Origin of the sequence: Amycolatopsis sp. NBC_01286, assembly GCF_035982555.1 — a bacterium.
GTDB lineage: Bacteria > Actinomycetota > Actinomycetes > Mycobacteriales > Pseudonocardiaceae > Amycolatopsis.
Genome location: NZ_CP108428.1, coordinates 1988783 through 2007881, shown reverse-complemented (window position 1 = coordinate 2007881; position 19099 = coordinate 1988783). Strand labels below are relative to the sequence as shown.

Annotated in this window: 17 protein-coding genes and 2 tRNA genes; 12 read left to right on the top strand and 7 right to left on the bottom strand. The window is 70.5% G+C overall.

The features are described 5' to 3' along the window. The first annotated feature begins 224 nt into the window (after window positions 1-224). Window positions 225-1328, top strand: coding sequence for a S1 family peptidase (locus tag OG570_RS09760; protein ID WP_326945656.1), 1104 nt, complete (start codon window positions 225-227; stop codon window positions 1326-1328). A gap of 99 nt (window positions 1329-1427) precedes the next feature. On the opposite strand, the gene OG570_RS09755 is transcribed toward OG570_RS09760, so the two are convergent. The 3 genes from OG570_RS09755 to OG570_RS09745 all read right to left on the bottom strand — a co-directional run bounded on the left by OG570_RS09755 (window position 1428) and on the right by OG570_RS09745 (window position 3739). Continuing rightward, window positions 1428-1832 (bottom strand): SsgA family sporulation/cell division regulator, encoded by a 405-nt coding sequence (locus OG570_RS09755; RefSeq protein WP_326945657.1) that lies wholly within the window; start codon window positions 1830-1832, stop codon window positions 1428-1430. 154 nt (window positions 1833-1986) lie between these two features. Further along, entirely contained in the window at window positions 1987-3216 is a 1230-nt protein-coding gene (locus tag OG570_RS09750; RefSeq protein ID WP_326956296.1) for an MFS transporter, read from the bottom strand. A gap of 49 nt (window positions 3217-3265) precedes the next feature. Further along, window positions 3266-3739 (bottom strand): Lrp/AsnC family transcriptional regulator, encoded by a 474-nt coding sequence (locus OG570_RS09745; RefSeq protein ID WP_326945659.1) that lies wholly within the window; start codon window positions 3737-3739, stop codon window positions 3266-3268. A 213-nt stretch (window positions 3740-3952) separates the two neighbouring features. Between OG570_RS09745 and OG570_RS09740 the strand changes: the two genes are divergently transcribed. Beyond that, a complete protein-coding gene (locus OG570_RS09740) occupies window positions 3953-4948 on the top strand; it encodes a beta-ketoacyl-ACP synthase III (RefSeq protein WP_326956295.1) in 996 nt (331 codons plus the stop codon). Here the strand turns inward: OG570_RS09740 and OG570_RS09735 are convergent. The 3 genes from OG570_RS09735 to OG570_RS09725 form a co-directional block, all read right to left on the bottom strand. Then, window positions 4936-6432 carry an adenylate/guanylate cyclase domain-containing protein gene (locus OG570_RS09735; RefSeq protein ID WP_326956294.1) on the bottom strand — a complete coding sequence of 499 codons (1497 nt, stop codon included), beginning with the start codon at window positions 6430-6432 and terminating at the stop codon, window positions 4936-4938. The genes OG570_RS09740 and OG570_RS09735 overlap by 13 nt on opposite strands. A 211-nt stretch (window positions 6433-6643) precedes the next feature. Then, window positions 6644-7477, bottom strand: a complete 834-nt coding sequence (locus tag OG570_RS09730; RefSeq protein WP_326956293.1) for a class I SAM-dependent methyltransferase — start codon at window positions 7475-7477, stop codon at window positions 6644-6646. A 15-nt stretch (window positions 7478-7492) separates the two neighbouring features. Then, window positions 7493-8188: a FadR/GntR family transcriptional regulator gene (locus tag OG570_RS09725; protein ID WP_326956292.1), complete on the bottom strand. Its 696-nt coding sequence runs from the start codon at window positions 8186-8188 to the stop codon at window positions 7493-7495. A gap of 56 nt (window positions 8189-8244) precedes the next feature. Between OG570_RS09725 and OG570_RS09720 the strand changes: the two genes are divergently transcribed. From OG570_RS09720 to OG570_RS09710, 3 genes are all read left to right on the top strand, one after another. Further along, window positions 8245-8376 carry a hypothetical protein gene (locus OG570_RS09720; protein WP_326956291.1) on the top strand — a complete coding sequence of 44 codons (132 nt, stop codon included), beginning with the start codon at window positions 8245-8247 and terminating at the stop codon, window positions 8374-8376. A gap of 123 nt (window positions 8377-8499) precedes the next feature. After that, the gene (locus OG570_RS09715) at window positions 8500-8847 is read left to right on the top strand and encodes a VOC family protein (protein WP_326956290.1); all 348 of its coding nucleotides are present in this window, start codon (window positions 8500-8502) and stop codon (window positions 8845-8847) included. A gap of 79 nt (window positions 8848-8926) precedes the next feature. Beyond that, on the top strand, window positions 8927-9700 hold the full coding sequence (locus OG570_RS09710) for a sulfite exporter TauE/SafE family protein (protein ID WP_326945667.1): 774 nt from the start codon (window positions 8927-8929) through the stop codon (window positions 9698-9700). On the opposite strand, the gene hisC is transcribed toward OG570_RS09710, so the two are convergent. Continuing rightward, on the bottom strand, window positions 9690-10745 hold the full coding sequence (gene hisC / locus OG570_RS09705) for a histidinol-phosphate transaminase (RefSeq protein WP_326945668.1): 1056 nt from the start codon (window positions 10743-10745) through the stop codon (window positions 9690-9692). The genes OG570_RS09710 and hisC overlap by 11 nt on opposite strands. Window positions 10746-10872: 127 nt before the next feature. On the opposite strand from hisC, the gene OG570_RS09700 reads away from it, so the two are divergent. The 7 genes from OG570_RS09700 (at window position 10873) to OG570_RS09670 (ending at window position 19006) form a co-directional block, all read left to right on the top strand. Further along, a complete protein-coding gene (locus OG570_RS09700) occupies window positions 10873-11502 on the top strand; it encodes a dienelactone hydrolase family protein (RefSeq protein ID WP_326945669.1) in 630 nt (209 codons plus the stop codon). Window positions 11503-11587: 85 nt separating this feature from the next. Next, window positions 11588-13567 (top strand): acetoacetate--CoA ligase, encoded by a 1980-nt coding sequence (locus OG570_RS09695; protein WP_326956289.1) that lies wholly within the window; start codon window positions 11588-11590, stop codon window positions 13565-13567. Between the two features lie 37 nt (window positions 13568-13604). Next, a complete protein-coding gene (locus tag OG570_RS09690) occupies window positions 13605-15320 on the top strand; it encodes a phosphatidylglycerol lysyltransferase domain-containing protein (RefSeq protein WP_326956288.1) in 1716 nt (571 codons plus the stop codon). A 65-nt stretch (window positions 15321-15385) separates the two neighbouring features. Beyond that, a tRNA-Ser gene (locus tag OG570_RS09685) sits at window positions 15386-15475 on the top strand. Between the two features lie 41 nt (window positions 15476-15516). Further along, window positions 15517-15590, top strand: a tRNA-Arg gene (locus OG570_RS09680). Window positions 15591-16013: 423 nt separating this feature from the next. Further along, complete coding sequence (locus tag OG570_RS09675; RefSeq protein ID WP_326956287.1) at window positions 16014-17654, top strand: glycosyl hydrolase family 18 protein; 1641 nt, start codon at window positions 16014-16016, stop codon at window positions 17652-17654. Beyond that, on the top strand, window positions 17651-19006 hold the full coding sequence (locus tag OG570_RS09670; RefSeq protein ID WP_326956286.1) for a cellulose binding domain-containing protein: 1356 nt from the start codon (window positions 17651-17653) through the stop codon (window positions 19004-19006). Before OG570_RS09675 ends, OG570_RS09670 begins: the two co-directional genes overlap by 4 nt. The last annotated feature ends 93 nt before the right edge of the window (window positions 19007-19099 follow it).

The window sequence follows — 19099 nt, the reverse complement described above, 5'->3', positions numbered from 1 at the left end:
GCTACGGAAAGTAGTGCACGGAAACCCTACTTACGGACCTGTCCGACCGGGTGACGCTCCGCACTTGAGGCCGCTTGGAGCAGCGGATACGGCCGAGGGGAATGCGTATACCCATTCGCCGGGTGCCCGGATTGCACCGTAACGCCCATAACGGGGACGCTCTGCCGGGGAGTTCCGCTGCGTGGCCGGTGGGGAGCCGCGCGTAACCACCTCTAGGGAGAAGCATGAAGATCGCCAGACTCTTCGGTGCCGCTGCCGTTGCCGTGATGACGACGGGCGCGCTCGCCGCGATCGCCGTTCCCGCGTCCGGCCAGGACCTGCTGAACCCCGACATCGTGCCCGCGATGCAGCGCGACCTCGGCCTGACCCACGACCAGGCGGTGGCCCGGCTGAAGAGCGAGGACGTCGCGAACAAGGTCTCCGCGGCCGTTTCCGCGACCCTCGGCGACGCGCTCGGCGGCGTCACCTACAACGCCACCACGGGCAAGGCGCACGTCGAGACGACGAACGCCGCGCTGCTCGGCAAGATCCGCGAAGCCGGCGCCGAGGCCGAGCTCGTGAAGTTCAGCTCCCGGCAGCTCGACTCCACTGTGGACACCCTGAACGCGGCCGACAAGGCGGCGCCCGCGTCGATCACCGGCTGGGGCGTGGACTCCACCACCAACCGCGTCACGCTGACCGTGCTGCAGGGCCACACGAGCGCGGCCGACGCGTTCCTCACGCGGTCCGGTGTGGACAAAGCGGCGGTGACGGTCCTCCAGACGGCCGCGAAGCCGTCGCTGTACGCCAACATCCGGGGTGGTGACGCCTACTACATCGGCGGCTCGTCGCGCTGCTCGGTCGGGTTCTCGACGACCACCGGCTTCCTCACCGCCGGGCACTGCGCCGCGCTCACCGGCGGCGGCGCCCTGACCGGGTCCAACGGCGCCGCGCTCGGCTCGTGGGGCACCTACCGGTTCCCGGGCAGCGACTACGCCTCGGTCCGGACGAACAGCAGCTGGACCCCGGTCGGCCAGATGAACAACGGCACCGCGGTGCGCGGCTCGTCGAACGCGGCGACCGGCACCTCGGTCTGCAAGGCCGGCTCGACCACCGGCTGGACCTGCGGCACGGTCGGCGCCAAGAACCAGAGCGTCCGCTACGCCGAAGGCACGGTCAACGGCATGACCGCGACCAACGTCCGCTCGGCCGCGGGTGACTCGGGCGGCGGCTTCATCGCCGGCAACTCGGCGCAGGGCATCCTGTCCGGCGGCAACACGACCGTGACGTACTTCTTCCCCATCGGTGCCGCGCTCTCGGCGACCGGCACCACGCTCCGCCTCGGCTGATCCTCCCCCGGTAACGGCGGAAGGGCGGGTTTCGGGCGCCTCCAGCGCGCCCGAAACCCGCCCTTCCGTTCCTCGCCGCGGGAATGGGAGGTTTGCGGGTCAGACGTTGCTGATCTCCTCGATCAGCCCGTCGACGTCGAAGTACGCGGCCTCTTCGCCGAGCGGCACCAGCTCGTAGGACGCGTCGAGGAACGTGCGGACGTCCTCGATCTCCAGCTCGAACGACGCATAGCCGTCCGGTGACTCGATTTCGAGGGTCAGGAAGTCTTCGTCCACGGACAGGTCCGGGCGGACGCGGACGTCGCCCAGGCCGGCCGGCTCGTCCAGGCCTTCGACGAGCAGCTCACGGGCGAACGTCCACTCGATCCACCGGCCGCGCTCGGTCCGGAACGCCACGGTGACCGCGAACGGCTCCTCGGCGTGGTAGGAGAGGCGCGACAGGACGGGCGTGGTGCTCTCGTTCAGCACCACGAACTGGCTCTGGTGTACGGCTTCGGTGTGCACGGGCCCTCCTGGAGTCTCGCTTCGGTTCGCGCGGCGCGAACTGTTCGCCAAGGAGATGACCAGGGCCGACGGTCATGACGAAGAAACCTTCACGTTCACTTGATCGGTTGCATCCGTCCATTGTGGTGTAACGCCGGGCACATACCCCTTGCGCTCAGGCGGCAACGGATGGTGACGGTTCGCGCAGTGCGATCGGCAGCTTCTTCCGCAGCACGAGCAGGGCCGGGACGGCTGCCGCGCAGGTCAGGGCCAGTACCGACCACGTCAGCGCGTTGCCGATGCTGAGCAGAGCGGACAGCAGGCCGGGCGCGAGCGCCACTGGCAGGCCCCAGGACAGCTGGAAGATCGAACTCGCGCGTCCCTCGGCGCCCGGGGGAGCGGCCGCGGCCGCCGCCGCGGTGCCGGTCGGGCCGAACATCGCCTCCGCGATCGAGAAGCCGAGGCTCGTGAAGAGGATCAAGCCGGTGGCCACCGGCAGGGAAACCGCTTCCAGGGGAATCAGCAACCCGAAGCAGGCCGCGAAGATCGTCGCGGCGCCGATCAGCCCGGCCGTCCGGCTGTGGCCGGCCAGCAGCGCGACGATCGGGCGCTGCCCGGCCACCACGACCACGGTGCCGAGCGCGATGGCCGTCCCGGCGATCCACTGTGGACCGTGCAGCAGGTCGTGGACGACGAGCGGCAGCACCGCGAACTTGCTCGCGCTGGCGAGCGTGAAAGCCATGTGGGTGACGCAGAAGCCGGTGAACGGCCGGTCGCCGAGCACTGCGCGCCAGCTGCCCGAAGCGGCACTTTCACGTGAAAGTGCCGCGCCCAGGTGGTCGCTTTCACGTGAAAGTGACGGCAGCAGCCGGATGAGGACGGCGGCGACGGCGAAGCTGGCCGCGTTGACGTAGGCGAGCAGGTGGAAGGTCCACGGGCTGGTGATCGCGGGCAGCACGGCGATCGCGCCGGCGCCGATCCCCGCGCCGGCGAACCGCCCGGCGGTCTGGGTGGCGAGCACGCGGTCGGTGTCCCGGCCCTCGGTGAGCCGGGCGGTCATCGGCGCGTTGCACGTCCAGAAGAGCCGGTCGCCGACCCCGGCGACGACCGTCACGACGATCACCTGCCAGCCGCTGTGCACGAGGGGGTAGGCGCAGAAGGCGCCGATGCGCACCACGTTGCCGGTGATGAGCAGGGCGCGCGGGCCGAACCGGTCCATCGCGGCGCCGGCGGCCGGCCCGGTGACGAGCGCGAGCAGGGCGCCGGTGCTGAGCGACGTGCCCGCGTCGAGCAGGGTGAGGCCCTGGGCGTGCACCAGGAAGAGCAGGGCGAACGGACCCCAGAGCCCGCTGCCGAGCGCGTCGATCAGGGTCGCGACCAGGAAGATCCGACGGTTCCGAAGCATGCATCCCCCAGGTGGACAGCGCTCCAGGATATCGGCCCGCGGCGCCCGCCTACGGGCCGAGCGGCAGGTTGAGGCCCACTTTCACGCGGTCCATCGCCACGCTCGTGGTGAAGTGCCGGACGTTCGGGTTGTCGAAGAACATCCGCCGGGTGAAGGCCTCGAAGCCCGCCATGTCCGGGCACGTCACGATCAGCACGAAGTCGGCGTTGCCGGTGACGTAGTAGCACTGCTGGACGCAGTCGTCGCCGAGGACCTGGCGGCGGAAGGCATCCAGGACCGCGAGGTTCTCCCGTTCCATCTCGACCATGACCACGAACGTCATGCTGAGCCCGAGCGCCCGCGGCGAGAGCACCGCCACCTCGCGCTCGATGACGCCCGCCTCGCGCAGCCGCTTGATCCGCCGTTGCACCGCCGCGGCCGAGAGGCCGACCTTCGCGCCGATCGTCTCGGCGATGGTGCGGGCGTCCGCCTGCAGGCAGGCGAGGATGGCGATGTCCAGCTGGTCGAGGTCGGGTGTCTGCACTCCAGCAGGCTAACCGGGAGCACCGACGATCCGCCGGGAGTTATCGGGCGCCTCACTCGCTCGTGACCGTGCTCACTACTCCGTACACAGGTAAGATGAAACAACTTTTTCAGTGACATCGAACACAACTGACCGGTCTACCAGGGGGTAGCCCATACAAGTGGAAGACCAGCCGGATTCTCCGCCAACCCGCCGGCGTGGGGAGGCTCTCCCGTGCCCGCACCTGCCGCCGTGTTGACCGGACTCGGCTCGTGGCTGCCGACGAAAGTCCTGGCCAACCACGAGATCGCCGCCCGGCTCGACACCTCGGACGAGTGGATCCGCACTCGCACGGGAATCCGCGAGCGCCGCGTCGCCGGGCCCGGTGAGTCCACTGTGGACCTCGCCGTCGGCGCGGGCCGCAAGGCGCTGGCCTCCACCGACGGTGGCGCCGACGTGGTCGTGCTCGCCACCGCCACGCCCGACCAGCCCTGCCCGGCCAGCGCGCCGCAGGTGGCCGCCCGGCTCGGGCTCGGCACCGCCGCGGCCTTCGACGTCAACGCCGTGTGCAGCGGTTTCGTCTACGCGCTGGCCACCGCGGCCGGGTTCATCGCCGGCGGCATCGCCGAGCGCGTGCTCGTGATCGGCGCCGACACCTTCACCACACTCATCGACCCGGAAGACCGCACCACCGTCCCGATCTTCGGCGACGGCGCCGGCGCGGTCGTCCTGCGCGCCGGTGACGCCGACGAGCCCGGCGCGTTCGGGCCGTTCGACCTGCACAGCGAGGGTGAGCACGCCGACCTGCTGTGGGTCGAGGCAGGCGGCTCGCGACGCCGGCTGTCGGACGACCCGGGCGACCGCTTCCTCGCGATGCAGGGCACCGCGGTGTTCCGGCACGCCTGCGCGCGGATGGCCGAGTCGTCGCGGACGGTCCTGGAGCGCGCGGGCTGGATGGTCGGCGACGTCGACCGCTTCGTCGGGCACCAGGCCAACATCCGGATCCTCCAGGCGACGGCGAAGCAGCTCGGCATGCCGGCCGACGCCGTGGTGGCCAACATCGACCGCGTCGGCAACACCAGCGCCGCGTCCATCCCGCTCGCGCTGGACGACGCCCGGCGCGACGGAACCCTCGCGCCCGGCAACCGCGTCCTGCTCAGTGCGTTCGGCGCGGGCCTGACCTGGGGTTCGACGGTCTTGCGCTGGCCGGATCTGGGTCAGCCGTCCTGAGGTTCCGGGCCGGCTGTCCAGGTCGGCGTCGGCTCCTGGCGGCCGCGCAGCTCGAGCGCGCCGTGCTCGGTCCAGAACGCGCGCTCGCCCCGCAGCGCGCCGGACACGGCGGCGTCGCTCGCGAGGATCCGTGACGGCACCGCCTTGGCCAGCTCGGTGAGCCGCGCGGCCTCGTTCACGGCGTCGCCGATCACGGTGTACTCGAACCGGCTGCTGCTGCCGAGCTGCCCGGCGAACACCGGGCCGCTGGAGACGCCGATGCCGAGGTCGAGCTCGCCCGTCTCGCGCACCGCGTCCCGGATCGCCCGGGCCGCGGACAGGGCGGCGGTCGGCGCGTCCGAGAGCCGCGTCGGCGCGCCGAAGACGCACAGCGCGGCGTCCCCCTGGAACTTGTTGACCAGCCCGCCGCGGGCGTTCACCGCGGTGACGACGGCGGCGAACAGCCGGTTCAGCTTCCCGACCAGCTCCTCCGGCGGAGTCCGGTAGGCCAGCGCGGTCGAGTCGACGACGTCGACGAACAACGCCGTCACCTCGCGGACGTCCCCGGAGAGCGAGGCGCCGTACTCCAGCGCGTGCCGGGCGACCTCGGCGCCGACGTGCCTGCCGAACAGGTCCCGCATCCGCGCCTGCTCCCGCAGCCCGGAGGCGAGCTGGTTCACCGACGTCTGGAGCAGGCCGATCTCGCTGGAGTCGTCGACGTCGACGACGACCTCGTTGTCCCCGCGCGCGATCTTGTCGAGCGCCACGCGCAGCCGGTGCAACGGCGCGGCGACGGCCCGGGCCAGCAGCGCGGTGCCGAGCGCGCCGACGACCAGGCCGATCACCGACAGCATGATCAGGCTGGCGGTGTGGTCGCCCGAGCCGAAGTCCGGCGGCGTCGCGACGAGCAGTACGCCGACGAGCGGCACCCCGCAGGTCAGCGCCCACGTGACGATCAGCCGCGTCAGCACGGTCACCGGTAGCGACCCGCGCGGCGGGACGACGTGCAGCGCGATCGTCATCACCGGCCGCGCCACCCACTCGGCGGCCAGGTAGGTGAGCCCGACGGTGGTGAGACCACCGAGCCCGATGGTCGTGGCCATCGCGGCCGCGTCCGCCGCCGAGCCGAGCACCCCGGCGAGCACCCCGAGGACGGTGGTGCCGATCAGCCAGAGCGTGCCGCTGACCACGGCCATGTCGACGGGCAGCCGCAGCGCCCGCCGGGCCTCGCTTTCGGCGGGCGGCCGGCCGAGCACGAACCAGATCGCCGTACGCCGCTGCAGCCAGGCCGTCCACAGTGTCCCGACGAGCAGCGAAACGGCGACGATCCCGGCCGCGACGATCCCGAGGATCCAGCCGCGGTCGCCGACGTCGTTGGGCAGGCCCTGCAGCAGCAGGAGCAGCGCGACCACACCGGAGCCGGCGACGCTGGAGCCGAGCCCCAGCCCGGCGAAGCCCAGGCTGGTGCGCAGGACGACCCGAAACCTCCCGGCGTTCTCGCGCACGGCGTTGATCGTATGGCGTGCGCCGGGAAAAGGCGTGGCCGCGGGCAGCGAGAAAGGCGTGGCCACGACGCCGAGCCGCCGGTTGGGTCGCGCGTGTCGGCCGTTCCGGTCGTCGAGCTGGTCACTCCGGGCACCGAGTTGGCTGTTCCGGTCGTCGCCGCGCAAGCTCGTCGGCCGACATGGCGCCCGGAGCGGCCAACACGGGTGGGAGTCAGAAGCGGTAGCGCGCGATGTGCGCCATCTTCGCCAGCGGCGGGACGAACTTCAGCATCCGCAGCTGCAGCCGCGTGACCGGTCGCACCCGGGCCATGACCGCCGGCGTCGTCCAGTGTCCGGCGTCCAAAGAGGACACGTACGTCAGGCCGTAGCGCTCCAGCTCGCGTGGGTTGTCGACGCCCCAGATCAGCGTCGCGCCCGACTTGCGGACCGGTGTGTTGAGCTTCTGCGCCTTGATCCCCAGCTTGCTGAACAGGTCGCAGATCAGCTGGCCGGACGGGAACTTTGCGACCAGCCGCCGGACCAGCTCCGTGCCCTCGTCGGCCGTCAGGTACATGGTCAGGCCCTCGGCGACGATCAGCGCCGGCCGGTCCGACGGCACCTGGTCGAGCCAGCCGAAGTCGACGACCGACGTGCCGATGTTCGTGTGGTTGGGTGCCGCCGCGTAGAGCTTCTCGCGCAGGGCGACGACCTCGGGGTAGTCGACGTCGTACCAGTGCACGGTCTCCGGCGGGGCCAGGCGCTGGAACCGTGTGTCCATGCCGCAGCCGAGGTGCAGCACGATCGCGTCCGGATGCGCGGCCAGGTACTCCGCGGCCCAGTCGTCGATCGGCTTCGCCCGCAGCACGACGGACACGGCGGCGTCGCGGGTCATGCCGAGCTTGGTGAAGTCGTAGTCGATCTGGCGGACGGCTTCGTCGGCGGCGTGATCGCCGAGCACCGGGTCGGCCTCGCGGCTGTCGAGCGCGCGGCCGTAGAGGGTGGCCAGCATGGTGGCCTTTTCTTCGGTGAAGTGGACCTTCTCCATCATGACCCCCAGAAGTTTCACAACATTGTGAAAAGGCTAGCGCTCTTCGGGGTGCGCGGCGTAGTCGTGCGCGTAGGTTTTCGCGTCGACCAGGTGCTTGAGGGTGCGTTCGCGGGCCTCGGCCGGGTCCGCGCGGCGGATCGCGTCGAGGATCGCGCGGTGGTCGTCGACGGCCTTGCGGATCTGCCCCGGCAGCCGCAGCGCCGCCCGCCGCTCCTCGCCGACCAGCGCCAGGACCGACCGCAGCAGCCCGGCGACGTCGTCGTTGCCCGCGTTCTGCGCGATGACCCGGTGGAACTCGGCGTCGGTCGCGATCACGCGCAGCATGTCGCCGTCTTCGGCGGCCTTCGCCATCTCGGCGACGTTGTCCTCGAGGCGGCTCACGACCTTCGCCGTGACGTGGCGCGCGAGCCGGTCGGCCAGCGTCGGCTCGACGGTCGCGCGCAGGTCGAACAGCTTCTCGACGAGCTGGTCGTGCTCGGTGAACCAGGTGCTCAGCGGCTGGTCCCGCGCCTCGGCGACGTAGGTGCCGGAGCCGGCGCGGATCTGGACGTACCCGATGGAGTCGAGCACGCGCAGCGCCTGCCGCAACGACCCGCGGCTGATGCCCAGCTCCTCGCACAGCACGCGCTCGGCGGGCAGCCGCGACCCCGGCGCCAGCTCGCCGGAGTCGATCATCGCCCGCAGGTGGTCGACGGTCGCGCTCCAGACCTGCTCGGTGTCCTCGCCCACGGGCCCATCCTGCCGCACGCCGGGAATTGTCGGGGGTGGCTGCCATGATCACGGACATGTCCGTCATCGAGACGTGGGAAGCGTGGGCGCGGGGCTGGGCGGTGTCGCGGGCGGCACCGCCACCGGTCGAGGAACCGGATGGCCACCGCGTCGACGTCGGCCTGCCCGGGCCTGGGAGGTCGTCGTGACGTCGGCGGGCGCGCGGTCGAGCGTGCTGCCGGCCAGCGAGGCCGGGCGCGGCCTGTACGGCGCGCTGGGCCGGCGCGTGGTCTCCTCGGTCGTCCCGCTCACGTACCGGAAGAGGAAGCGGCATGACCGCACGGTTCAAGGACCTCGCGCTCGACGCGAACGACCACCAGGCCCTGGCGGACTGGTGGTGCTCGGCGATCGGCTACGTCCGCCACGCCTCCGCGGCGGAGCGGCCGCCGACCGACCCGATCCCGATCGCCGACCCCGCCGGCCAGGGGCCGTTGATCTGGCTCAACCCGGTGACCGAGCCGAAGACGGTCAAGAACCGCATGCACCTGGACGTCGTGGGCGACCGCGCGGAGCTGCTGGCCCTGGGCGCGACCGTGGTGCGAGAGGAGGACGACGACATCCGGTGGGACATCCTGGCCGACCCGGAGGGCAACGAGTTCTGCGTCTTCGCGCCGTCCTGAAGCGCGGTGGGTGTCTGACCAGACACATCTGCGTCGCGCGACCCGGCCACCTTGCTTAGGCTCCGCACGTGAGTGCTTCATGACGTGGTGGCACGCGGCGATCGTCCTGGTCGCCGGGATCTGGGCCGGGACCATCAACGCCGTGGTCGGGTCGGGGACGCTCGTGACGTTCCCGGTGCTGGTCGCGCTGGGGTACCCGCCGGTGACGGCGACGACCTCCAACGCGATCGGGCTCGCCCCCGGCACCCTCAGCGGTGCCTGGGGTTACCGGCACGAGCTCAAGGGCTACTGGCGGCAGACCGCGAAGTTCGCCGTCGCGTCGTTCCTCGGCGCGATCGGCGGCACGATCCTGCTGCTGTCGCTGCCGAAGGACGCCTTCGAGGCCGTCGTCCCGATCCTCGTCGGGCTGGCCGTGGTCCTCGTGATCGTGCAGCCGCGCGTCTCGAAGTGGGTCGCGAAGCGCCGCGAGGAGAACGGCGCCGAGCACAAACCCGGCCCGCTGCTGATGTTCTTCATCTTCCTGATCGGCATCTACGGCGGTTACTTCACCGCCGCGCAGGGCGTGATGCTGATGGCCGTCATGGGGATGCTGCTGTCGGAACCGCTGCAGAAGCTCAACGGCGTGAAGAACGTCCTGGCTGCCGTGGTCAACGTCATCGCCGGGCTGATCTACGCGTTCGTCGCGCCGATCAGCTGGCCCGTCGTGCTCTGGCTGGCGATCGGCTCCACCGCCGGCGGCTTCCTCGGCGCGAAGATCGGCCGGAAGCTGCCGCCGGCGGTGCTGCGCGGCGTGATCGTCGTGGTCGGCACGGCGGCCGTGATCCAGCTGGTCGTCAAGCAGCTCAGCGGCTGAACTCGCGCGCCGCCGCCAGGAACAGGTCGTTCTCCTCGGGCGTCCCGATCGTCACGCGCACGCCGTCACCCGCGAACGGCCGCACGATCAGCTTGCGGTCCAGCGCGTGCTCGGCGAACGGCACCGCCTGCGCACCCAGCGGCAGCCAGACGAAGTTCGCCTGCGTCTCGGGCACCTGGTAGCCGGCCGCGATCAGCGCGTCCCGGACCCGGCCGCGCTCGGCGACGATGTCCTTGCACCGGTCCAGCAGCTCGTCCGCCGCGTCGAGGGACGCCAGCGCGGCCACCTGGGCCAGCATGTTCACCGAGAACGCCACGTACACCTGCCGCAGCGCGTCCGCGATCGCCTCCGGCGCGACGGCGTAACCGACGCGGAGGCCGGCGAGGCCGTATGCCTTCGAGAACGTGCGGAGCACCATGACGTTCGGCCGGTCGTGCGTGTACTCGACGCCGTCCGGGACCTCGGGGTCGGTGACGAACTCCTTGTACGCCTCGTCGAGCACGATCAGCACGCGCTCGGGGACGGCGTCCATGAACCGCTCCAGCTCGGCGCGGCGGATGGCCGTCCCGGTGGGGTTGTTCGGGTTGCAGACGAAGACCACGCGCGTCCGGTCGGTGATCGCCGCGCGCATCGCGTCGAGGTCGACCTCCTGGCCCTCGGTGATCGGCACCTTCACCGAGACGGCGTTCGCGACCTGCGTGACGATCGGGTACGCCTCGAACGAGCGCCAGGGGAAGATGACCTCGTCGCCGGGTGCGCAGAGGGCCTGGATCGTCTGCTGGCACAGCGAAACCGAGCCGCAGCCGATGGCGACGCGCTCGATCGGCACGCCCAGGTCGCGCGCCAGCCGCTCGCGCAGCAGCTGCGAGCCGGTGTCCGGGTAACGGTTGATACCGGCCGCGGCCTCGGCGATCGCCGCCGCGACGCTCGGCAGCGCGCCGCCGGGCACCTCGTTGCTCGCCAGCTTGATCGCGCCTTGGATCGTCCGGCCAGGGACGTATTTCGGCAACGATTCGAGATCGGCACGCGGGGACACGGACGACATCTTCGGCGCTCCTGGTAATCGGCGGGACGGCCCGTCCACCGTATCTTTCCCGGCCGCCGTCCCGCGACTCCCTTCTGGCGGGACCTCGGGGTTCCTTCTGTTCACCCCGAGGTGATTGAGTTACGCAATGACGTCGACCAGCACCGTGGACTACCAGCGCACCGACGGCCCCAGCCGCCGCCTCACCTTCGCGGAACCCGAAGGCGCGCTACGCGGCGGCCTGGTCGTGCTGCACGAAGCGGACGGCGTCACCGACGGCGTGAAGCTGCTGCTGGCCAGCCTGGCCACGGAGGGCTGGCTGACCGTCACGCCGCACCTCGACGGGCAGCCCCTCACCCAGCAGGACCTGCTCGACGCGACGGACATCACACTCGCCTGGCTCGTCGAACGCGGTGTCCAGGGCGACCTCCTCGGCGTGATGGGCTTCGACCTCGGCGGCACGGCGGCGCTCGTCGTCGCCTCGCACCGGAAGCTGGGCGCCGCGGTCAGCGTCGGCGGCCAGCAGGCCGTGGAGCTGCCCGCGCTGGTCGAGATCGCCGGCAAGCTCACCAGCCCGTGGCTCGGCATGTACGGCGACTCCGGCGACGAGGCGGGCGGCGCGGAGGTCGAGCGCCTGCGTGACGCGGCCGCGTCGGCGAAGGTCGCCACCAACGTCGTCCACTACCCGGGCGCCAACCACCGCTTCGACGCCGATCCCGGCGCCGCCGCGGAGGCCTGGCAGCGCACGCTCAACTGGTTCGACGCCCACCTGCGGTAGGTGTGGGCCGGCACCACCCCCGGTGCCCGGCCCGTGTCGGTTCCGACCACGGTGACTTCCTGATCAGAGGGATTAGGCTCGGGGCGTGACGCACACCGCCGACGCTCCCGAAGTCCTGTGGCGCCCCGAGCCGGGCCACGTTGCCGACACCAAGATCGAGGCGTTCCGCCGGTGGCTGGGCGCCGAACGCGGCGTCGAGGTGGACGACTACCAGTCGCTCTGGGAGTTCTCCGTCGAGCGCGGACCGGACTTCTGGGCCGCGGTCGCGGACTTCCTCGGCGTCCGCTGGCACGACCAGCCGGGTGAGGTGCTCTCCGGCGGGATGCCGGACGCCGTCTGGTTCGCGGGCGGCACGCTGAACTACGCCGAGCACGCGCTCACCCCCGGCGTCGCCGGCGCCGCGAAGGGCGACGAAGAGACCGCGGTGATCTTCCACCGCGAGGACGGCTTCGCGGATCAGCTGACGTACGGCGACCTTCGCGCGCAGGTCGCCGCGGCGCGGGCGGCGTTCGTCGAACTGGGTGTCGGCAAGGGCGACCGCGTCGTCGCGCTGGCACCGAACTGCCCGCAGACGCTGGTCGCGTTCCTCGCCGCGGCGAGCATCGGCGCGATCTGGTCGTCGTGCTCGCCCGACTTCGGCGTCCGCGCCGTCGCGGACCGGTTCGTGCAGATCGAGCCGAAGCTGTTCTTCGCCGTCAACGCCTACGCGTACGGCGGCCGCCAGTTCGACATCCGCACCACCGTGGCCGATCTGCAGGAGAAGCTGCCTTCGCTGGCCGCGACCGTGCTCGTCGAGTACGTCGGCGACGGCCGGCTGGAAGGCACGCACGACTGGGCCGAACTGCTCGCGAAGCACGAGGGCGCGCCGCTGGTGTTCGAGCCGGTCGAGTTCGCGCACCCGCTGTGGGTGCTCTACTCGTCGGGCACCACCGGGCTGCCGAAGGGCATCGTCCACGGCCACGGCGGCATCACGCTGGAGCACCTCAAGGCCCTCGCCCTGCAGACCGACCTCGGCCCCGGCGACCGGTTCTTCTGGTTCAGCACCACCGGCTGGATGATGTGGAACTTCCTCGTCTCCGGCCTGCTCGTCGGCACGACGATCGTGCTCTACGACGGCAACCCCGGCTACCCGGACCTCAACGCGCTCTGGCACCTGGCCGAGCAGCACCGCGTCACGTATTTCGGCACGTCGGCGCCGTTCATCCAGAGCTGCCTGAAGGCCGGTATCAAGCCCGCCGAGCGCTACGACCTCACGGCGTTGCGCGCGCTCGGCTCCACCGGCGCGCCGCTGAGCGTCGAGGGCTTCCGCTGGATCGTGAACGAGGTCGGCGGGCGGGTGCAGATCTGCTCGGTCTCCGGCGGCACCGACCTGTGCGCGGCGTTCGTCGCGTCGGCGCCCGACGTCCCGGTGTGGCTGGGGGAGCTGTCCTGCCCGGCGCTCGGGGCCGCGGTCAACGCCTTCGACGAGGCCGGCAACGCCGTCGTCGAAGAGGTCGGCGAGCTGGTCATCACCAAGCCGATGCCGTCGATGCCGGTGTTCTTCTGGAACGACCCGGACGGCTCGCGGCTGCGTGAGGCGTACTTCGAGATGTACCCGGGGCTGTGGCGCCACGGCGACTGGATCCGGATCACCAACCGGGGCTCGGCGGTCATCTACGGCCGCAGCGACTCGACGCTCAACCGCGGCGGCGTCCGGATGGGCACGGCGGAGTTCTACCGGGTCGTCGAGGGCTACGACGAGATCGCGGACTCGCTGGTCGTGGACACCTCGGCGGCCGGGAACGAGGACGGGCAGCTGCTCTGCTTCGTCGTGCTCTCCAGCGGCGTCAAGATCGACGACATCGAGCCCACGCTGCGGAAAGAGCTCCGTAGCGCCTTGTCACCGCGCCATGTACCCGATCGGTTCGTAGTGGTTTCCGAGATACCTCGTACCTTGAACGGTAAGAAGTGTGAGGTACCGGTCAAGAAGATCCTCGCCGGTGTGGCCCCTGACCGGGCGGTCAGCCGCGACGCGCTGGCCAACCCGGCGGCGCTGGCGCCGTTCGTGGAGCTCGCCGGGGGGTAGATGGGGGAAGCATGATCGTCCACAACGGGTTGTACAGGTGGTGACGGGGACTCGCGCGCAGACCACCTGGCGGGTGGCGGGGGCCACTTCCGTGGGGGTGATCACCTGGGTGACCCGGTTGGCCGGACTGATGACGCTCGTCGCGGTCCTGGTCCCGGCCGGGCGCCGGAACCTGCGCGGGCACCTGTCGGAGTGGCTGGAGCTGCCGCAGGAGGCGACGGTCGCCGCGGCGACCGTCGCGCTGGTCACGGGGGTCCTGCTGGTGCTGCTCGCCGCCGGGCTGCGACGTCGCAAGCGGCGCGCGTGGCAGCTGGCGGTCGGCGCGACGGTGCTGCTCACGGTGTCGCACATCGGGCTCAAGCACGTCTTCGGCGCCGGCCTGGTGGCGGTGGTGCTGCTGGTCGGCCTGATCGCGACCAGGAAGTACTTCGTGGCGAAGCCGGACCCGGTGGTCGGGCGCTGGCGCGCGGTGCGGAGCTTCGTCGAGCTCGCGCTGGCCGGGTTCGTGCTCAACCTCATCCTGCTGTCGGTCGCTTCGCACGCGGTCCTGGAGCCGATGAGCTTCCCGGACCGGCTGGCGGAGTCGGCGCTGGCGCTGGTCGGCGTCAGCGGGCCGGCGGTGTTCCGCGGCATGTGGCTGGAGGACCTGACGGCGGCCGTCGGCCTGCTGTTCGGCATCGCGGCCGTCCTGGTCTCGGCGTACTTCCTGCTGCGCTCGGCCGAGCCCGCGCCGCGGCTGAGCGACGACGAGGTCGACCGCCTGCGCAAGCTGCTCGACGAGCACGGCGAGCGTGACTCACTGGGCTACTTCGCGCTGCGCCGCGACAAGTTCGCGGTGTTCTCCCGCACGGGCAAGGCGGCGGTCACCTACCGCGTGATCGCCGGCGTCGCGCTCTGCTCGGCCGACCCGCTGGGCGACCACGAGGCGTGGCCGGGCGCGATCGAGGAGTACCTGGAAGTCTGCCGCCGGGGCGGCTGGGTCCCGGCGGCGATGGGCGTCTCGGAGCTGGGCGCGACGGTCTGGGCCCGCTTCGGCCTGGAGGTCCTGGAGATCGGCGACGAGGCGGTCGTCGACGTCGACGGCTTCACGCTGGACGGCCGCGTCATGCGCGGCGTCCGCCAGGCGGCGGCCCGCACGAAGCGCGCGGGCTACAAGGTCCTGGTGCGGCGCACGGAAGACCTGCGCCCCGGCGAGCTGGCCGAGCTGGAGGTGCTGGCCGCCAACTGGCGCGGCACGGACACCGAGCGCGGCTTCTCGATGGCGCTGGGTCGCATGGGTGACAAGGGATCGGTCCTGGTGACGGCCGAGCAGGGCGGCCGGGTGCGCGGCGTCCTCCAGTTCGTCCCGTGGGGACCGACGGGCCTGTCGCTGGACGTCATGCGCCGCGACCGCACGGCCGACAACGGCGTCAACGAGCTGATGATCTCGGAACTGCTGCTGTCGGCGGCCCGCCACGGCGTCGGCCAGGTGTCGCTGAACTTCGCGGCGTTCCGGGCGTTGATGGAGCAGGGCCAGCGCATCGGCGCCGGCCCGGTCGCCAAGACGGCGGCGAAGGTGCTGCACTTCTTCTCGCGCTGGATCCAGATCGAGACGCTCTACAAGTTCAACGCCAAGTTCCAGCCGCGCTGGGTCCCGCGCTATCTGGTGTACCCGGGCGTGCGCGAACTCCCGCGCGTAGGCATCGCGACGTTCGAGGCGGAAGGCCTCGGCGGACGATCTCCACGCCTGCTCAGGCTGCTGCGCCGGGCGTGAGGGGGGTGGTTACCGAGGGGGTTCGGGGGGTGTGTAACCTATCTGAGCAGTGGTCGTTGGGCCCAGGAGGCTTCGCCTAGTCTGGTCTATGGCGCCGCACTGCTAATGCGGTTGGGGGTAACCCCCCCTCCCGGGTTCAAATCCCGGAGCCTCCGCTGGTACTCGGTTCGCCGGGTGCTAGGTTACAACTGAACACGCGCCCGTAGCTCAGCTGGATAGAGCATCTGACTACGGATCAGAAGGTCAGGGGTTCGAATCCCTTCGGGCGCACGTCTGGTTGAGACAGCACTAGAGCCCCCTCGCAAGAGGGGGCTCTTTTGTGTGTCCGTGCACCTCGATGGTTCACCCGCTCGCAGCGCACCGGGTTTCTTCTTGTCCCGCGGTGGGGAAGTCGTGTCGCGAGGGCGTGCCCGGGTTCGGAATCGATCCTGAGCGGCATGGCCCGTGCGTGCGGATGTCGATGGCGCGAAAGCTGCTTTGCGTAACTGGACTGGACCACCGAACCGGCAACGCCGATCACAGGTTTAAGCCGTTCAGCCGCCCTTCGGCACTCCGTACTCGTGCTTCCCTAATTGGTCTGGACCACGTACCGTCTTCGCAAACGGCACAAAAACACCAACTGGTCCCCGTCGGTGGTGTTCGTGAACGCCGTGCCCGGAACGTCGCACAAAGCACCTGCGTCAAGGGAGACGAATGTCCAGAAAGAGATGGCACCTCCTCGGTCTGTTCACCGCGGTCGGCGCGATCGCGGTCGGCCTGGTCACCGTGCCGGCCAGCGCGGCCGGCGGTGTCGGCGCCAGTTTCACCAAGGGCTCCGACTGGAGCACCGGCTACGAAGGCAAGTACACGATCGCCAACGGCTCCGGCTCGACGCTGGCCGCGTGGACGGTCGAGTTCGACCTCCCGTCCGGCGCGAAGATCGCGTCGCTCTGGGACGGCAGCTACACCGCGGCCGGCCAGCACGTCACCGTCAAGAACACCTGGAACGGCAACGTCGGCAACGGCGCGAGCGTCAGCTTCGGCTTCAACGTCAGCTACTCCGGCACCTACTCGGCGCCGGCGAACTGCAAGCTGAACGGCGGCTCCTGTGACGCCGGCGGTGGCACCCCGACCACCACGCCGACGACCCCGACGCAGCCGACCACTCCGACCACGCCACCGACGACGACCCCGCCGACGACCACGCCGCCGACGACGACCACGCCGCCTCCGCCCGGTGGCCTGAAGAACGTCGGCTACTTCGTGCAGTGGGGCGTCTACGGGCGCAACTACCACGTCAAGAACATCGAGACCTCGGGTTCGGCGAGCAAGCTGACCCACATCAACTACTCGTTCGGCAACGTCAAGAACGGCCAGTGCACGGCCAACGACGACCCGTACGCCGACTACCAGAAGACCTACGACGCCGCGGGCAGTGTCGACGGCGTCGCCGACACCTGGGACCAGCCGGTGGCCGGCAACTTCAACCAGCTGCGCAAGCTGAAGAAGCTGCACCCCGGGCTCAAGGTGATCTGGTCGTTCGGCGGCTGGACGTACTCCGGTGGCTTCGGCCAGGCCGCGCAGAACCCGGCCGCGTTCGCGCAGTCCTGCTACAACCTGCTGAAGGACCCGCGCTGGGCCGACATCTGGGACGGCATCGACATCGACTGGGAGTACCCCAACGCGTGTGGCCTGAGCTGTGACACCAGTGGTGCCGCGGCCTACAAGAACCTGCTGTCCGCGCTGCGGTCGAAGTTCGGCTCGTCGTTCCTGGTCACCTCGGCCATCTCGGCGGACGGCAGCAACGGCGGCAAGCTCGACGTCGCCGACTACGCCGGTGCCGCGGCGTCCGTCGACTGGTTCAACGTCATGACCTACGACTACTTCGGCGCCTGGGCGCCGCAGGGTCCGACGGCGCCGCACTCGCCGCTCACCAACTTCACGGGCATCCCGACGCAGGGCTTCTACTCCGACGCCGCGATCCAGAAGCTGAAGAGCAAGGGCGTCCCGTCGAGCAAGCTGTTGCTGGGCATCGGGTTCTACGGCCGCGGCTGGACCGGCGTCACGCAGAGCACCCCGGGTGGCACCGCGACCGGCGCCGCGCCCGGCACGTACGAGGCGGGCATCGAGGACTACAAGGTCCTGAAGAACAGCTGCCCGTCGACCGGCACGTTCGCCGGCACCGCGTACGCCAAGTGCGGCAGCAACTGGTGGAGCTACGACACCCCGGCGACCATCGGCGGCAAGATGTCCTACGCCAAGCAGCAGGGCCTCGGCGGCGCCTTCTTCTGGGAGCTGACCGGTGACACCGGCAACGGCGAGCTGATCACCGCCATGAAGAACGGCCTCTCGTGAGAAGCCGCTGGTTGTCCGCACTCGGGCTGGCGGCCGCGGCCGCCACGGTCGGTGCCGTGTTCGTGATCGCTCCGGCGAACGCGGCGGGCGGCGTGAGCGCGACCTTCGCGAAGGGCTCCGACTGGGGCACCGGCTACGAGGGCAAGTACACGATCGCCAACGGCTCGGGCTCGACGCTGCCGACCTGGACGGTGGAGTTCGACCTGCCGGGCGGCGCGAAGATCGCGTCGCTCTGGGACGGCAGCTACACGGCGGCCGGCCAGCACGTCACGGTGAAGAACACGTGGAACGGCAACGTCGGCAACGGCGGTAGCGCGAGCTTCGGGTTCAACGTGACGTACTCGGGCTCGTACTCCGCTCCGGCGAACTGCAAGCTCAACGGCGGCGCGTGCACGGCCGGGGGCACCACCCCGACGACCACGCCCACCACCCCGCCCACGACAACACCGCCGCCGACCACCACGCCCCCGAACCAGCCGGGTGGCCGCGGCGCGCCGTACCTCTACATGGGCTGGGGCAACCCGCCGAACCCGCAGACGGTGATGAACGCGACCGGCGTCAAGTGGTTCACCATGGCGTTCGTCAACGCCTCCGGTGGCTGCAACCCGGCGTGGGACAGCAGCCGTCCGCTGAGCGGCAGCGCGGACGCCACCGCGATCGCGCAGATCAAGGCGGCGGGTGGCCAGGTCGTGCCGTCGTTCGGCGGCTGGAGCGGCAACAAGCTCGGCCCGAACTGCTCGACGCCGGCCGCGCTGGCCGGCGCCTACCAGCAGGTCATCAACGCGTACGGGCTCAAGGCGATCGACATCGACATCGAGAACTCCGACGAGTTCGAGAACGAGGCCGTGCAGGACCGCATCCTGAACGCGCTGAAGATCGTGAAGCAGAACAACCCCGGGATCCAGACGATCCTGACCTTCGGCACCTCGACGACCGGCCCGAACTACTACGGCAACCGGCTCATCGACCAGTCGAAGGCGCTGGGCGCCGGGGTCGACATCTACACGATCATGCCGTTCGACTTCGGCGGCGGCGCCAACATGTACGCCAGCACGACCGGCGCGGCGAACGGCTTGCGGGACAAGCTGAAGTCGACGTTCGGGTGGAACGACGCCACGGCGTACAACCACCTCGGCATCTCGGGCATGAACGGCCTGTCCGACCAGCAGGAGCTGACCGATCTTTCGACGTGGACCCAGATCACGAACTGGGCCAAGACGAACAAGATCGGCCGCCTGGCGTTCTGGTCGGTCAACCGCGACCGCGGTTGCCCCGGTGGCGGTGTGCAGGCGGCGTGCAGTGGCATCGCGCAGAACGACTGGGACTTCACCAGGGTGACGGCGGGCTTCTGACGCTGTCCTGAAAGAGGCCTCCTTGCCGGCTCCCCGGGCCGGCAAGGAGGCCTTTCTCATACCGCGTCTTATACCGGGCGGATCCTGTCCGGT

What these genes read in the sequence shown, in the direction of transcription:
- OG570_RS09710 (WP_326945667.1), top strand. Translation starts at nt 8,927, where the DNA reads ATGACGTGGTGGCACGCGGCGATCGTCCTGGTCGCCGGGATCTGGGCC.
- OG570_RS09715 (WP_326956290.1), top strand. Translation starts at nt 8,500, where the DNA reads ATGACCGCACGGTTCAAGGACCTCGCGCTCGACGCGAACGACCACCAG.
- OG570_RS09675 (WP_326956287.1), top strand. Translation starts at nt 16,014, where the DNA reads ATGTCCAGAAAGAGATGGCACCTCCTCGGTCTGTTCACCGCGGTCGGC.
- OG570_RS09760 (WP_326945656.1), top strand. Translation starts at nt 225, where the DNA reads ATGAAGATCGCCAGACTCTTCGGTGCCGCTGCCGTTGCCGTGATGACG.
- OG570_RS09700 (WP_326945669.1), top strand. Translation starts at nt 10,873, where the DNA reads ATGACGTCGACCAGCACCGTGGACTACCAGCGCACCGACGGCCCCAGC.
- OG570_RS09720 (WP_326956291.1), top strand. Translation starts at nt 8,245, where the DNA reads ATGTCCGTCATCGAGACGTGGGAAGCGTGGGCGCGGGGCTGGGCGGTG.
- hisC (WP_326945668.1), bottom strand. Translation starts at nt 10,745, where the DNA reads ATGTCGTCCGTGTCCCCGCGTGCCGATCTCGAATCGTTGCCGAAATAC.
- OG570_RS09750 (WP_326956296.1), bottom strand. Translation starts at nt 3,216, where the DNA reads ATGCTTCGGAACCGTCGGATCTTCCTGGTCGCGACCCTGATCGACGCG.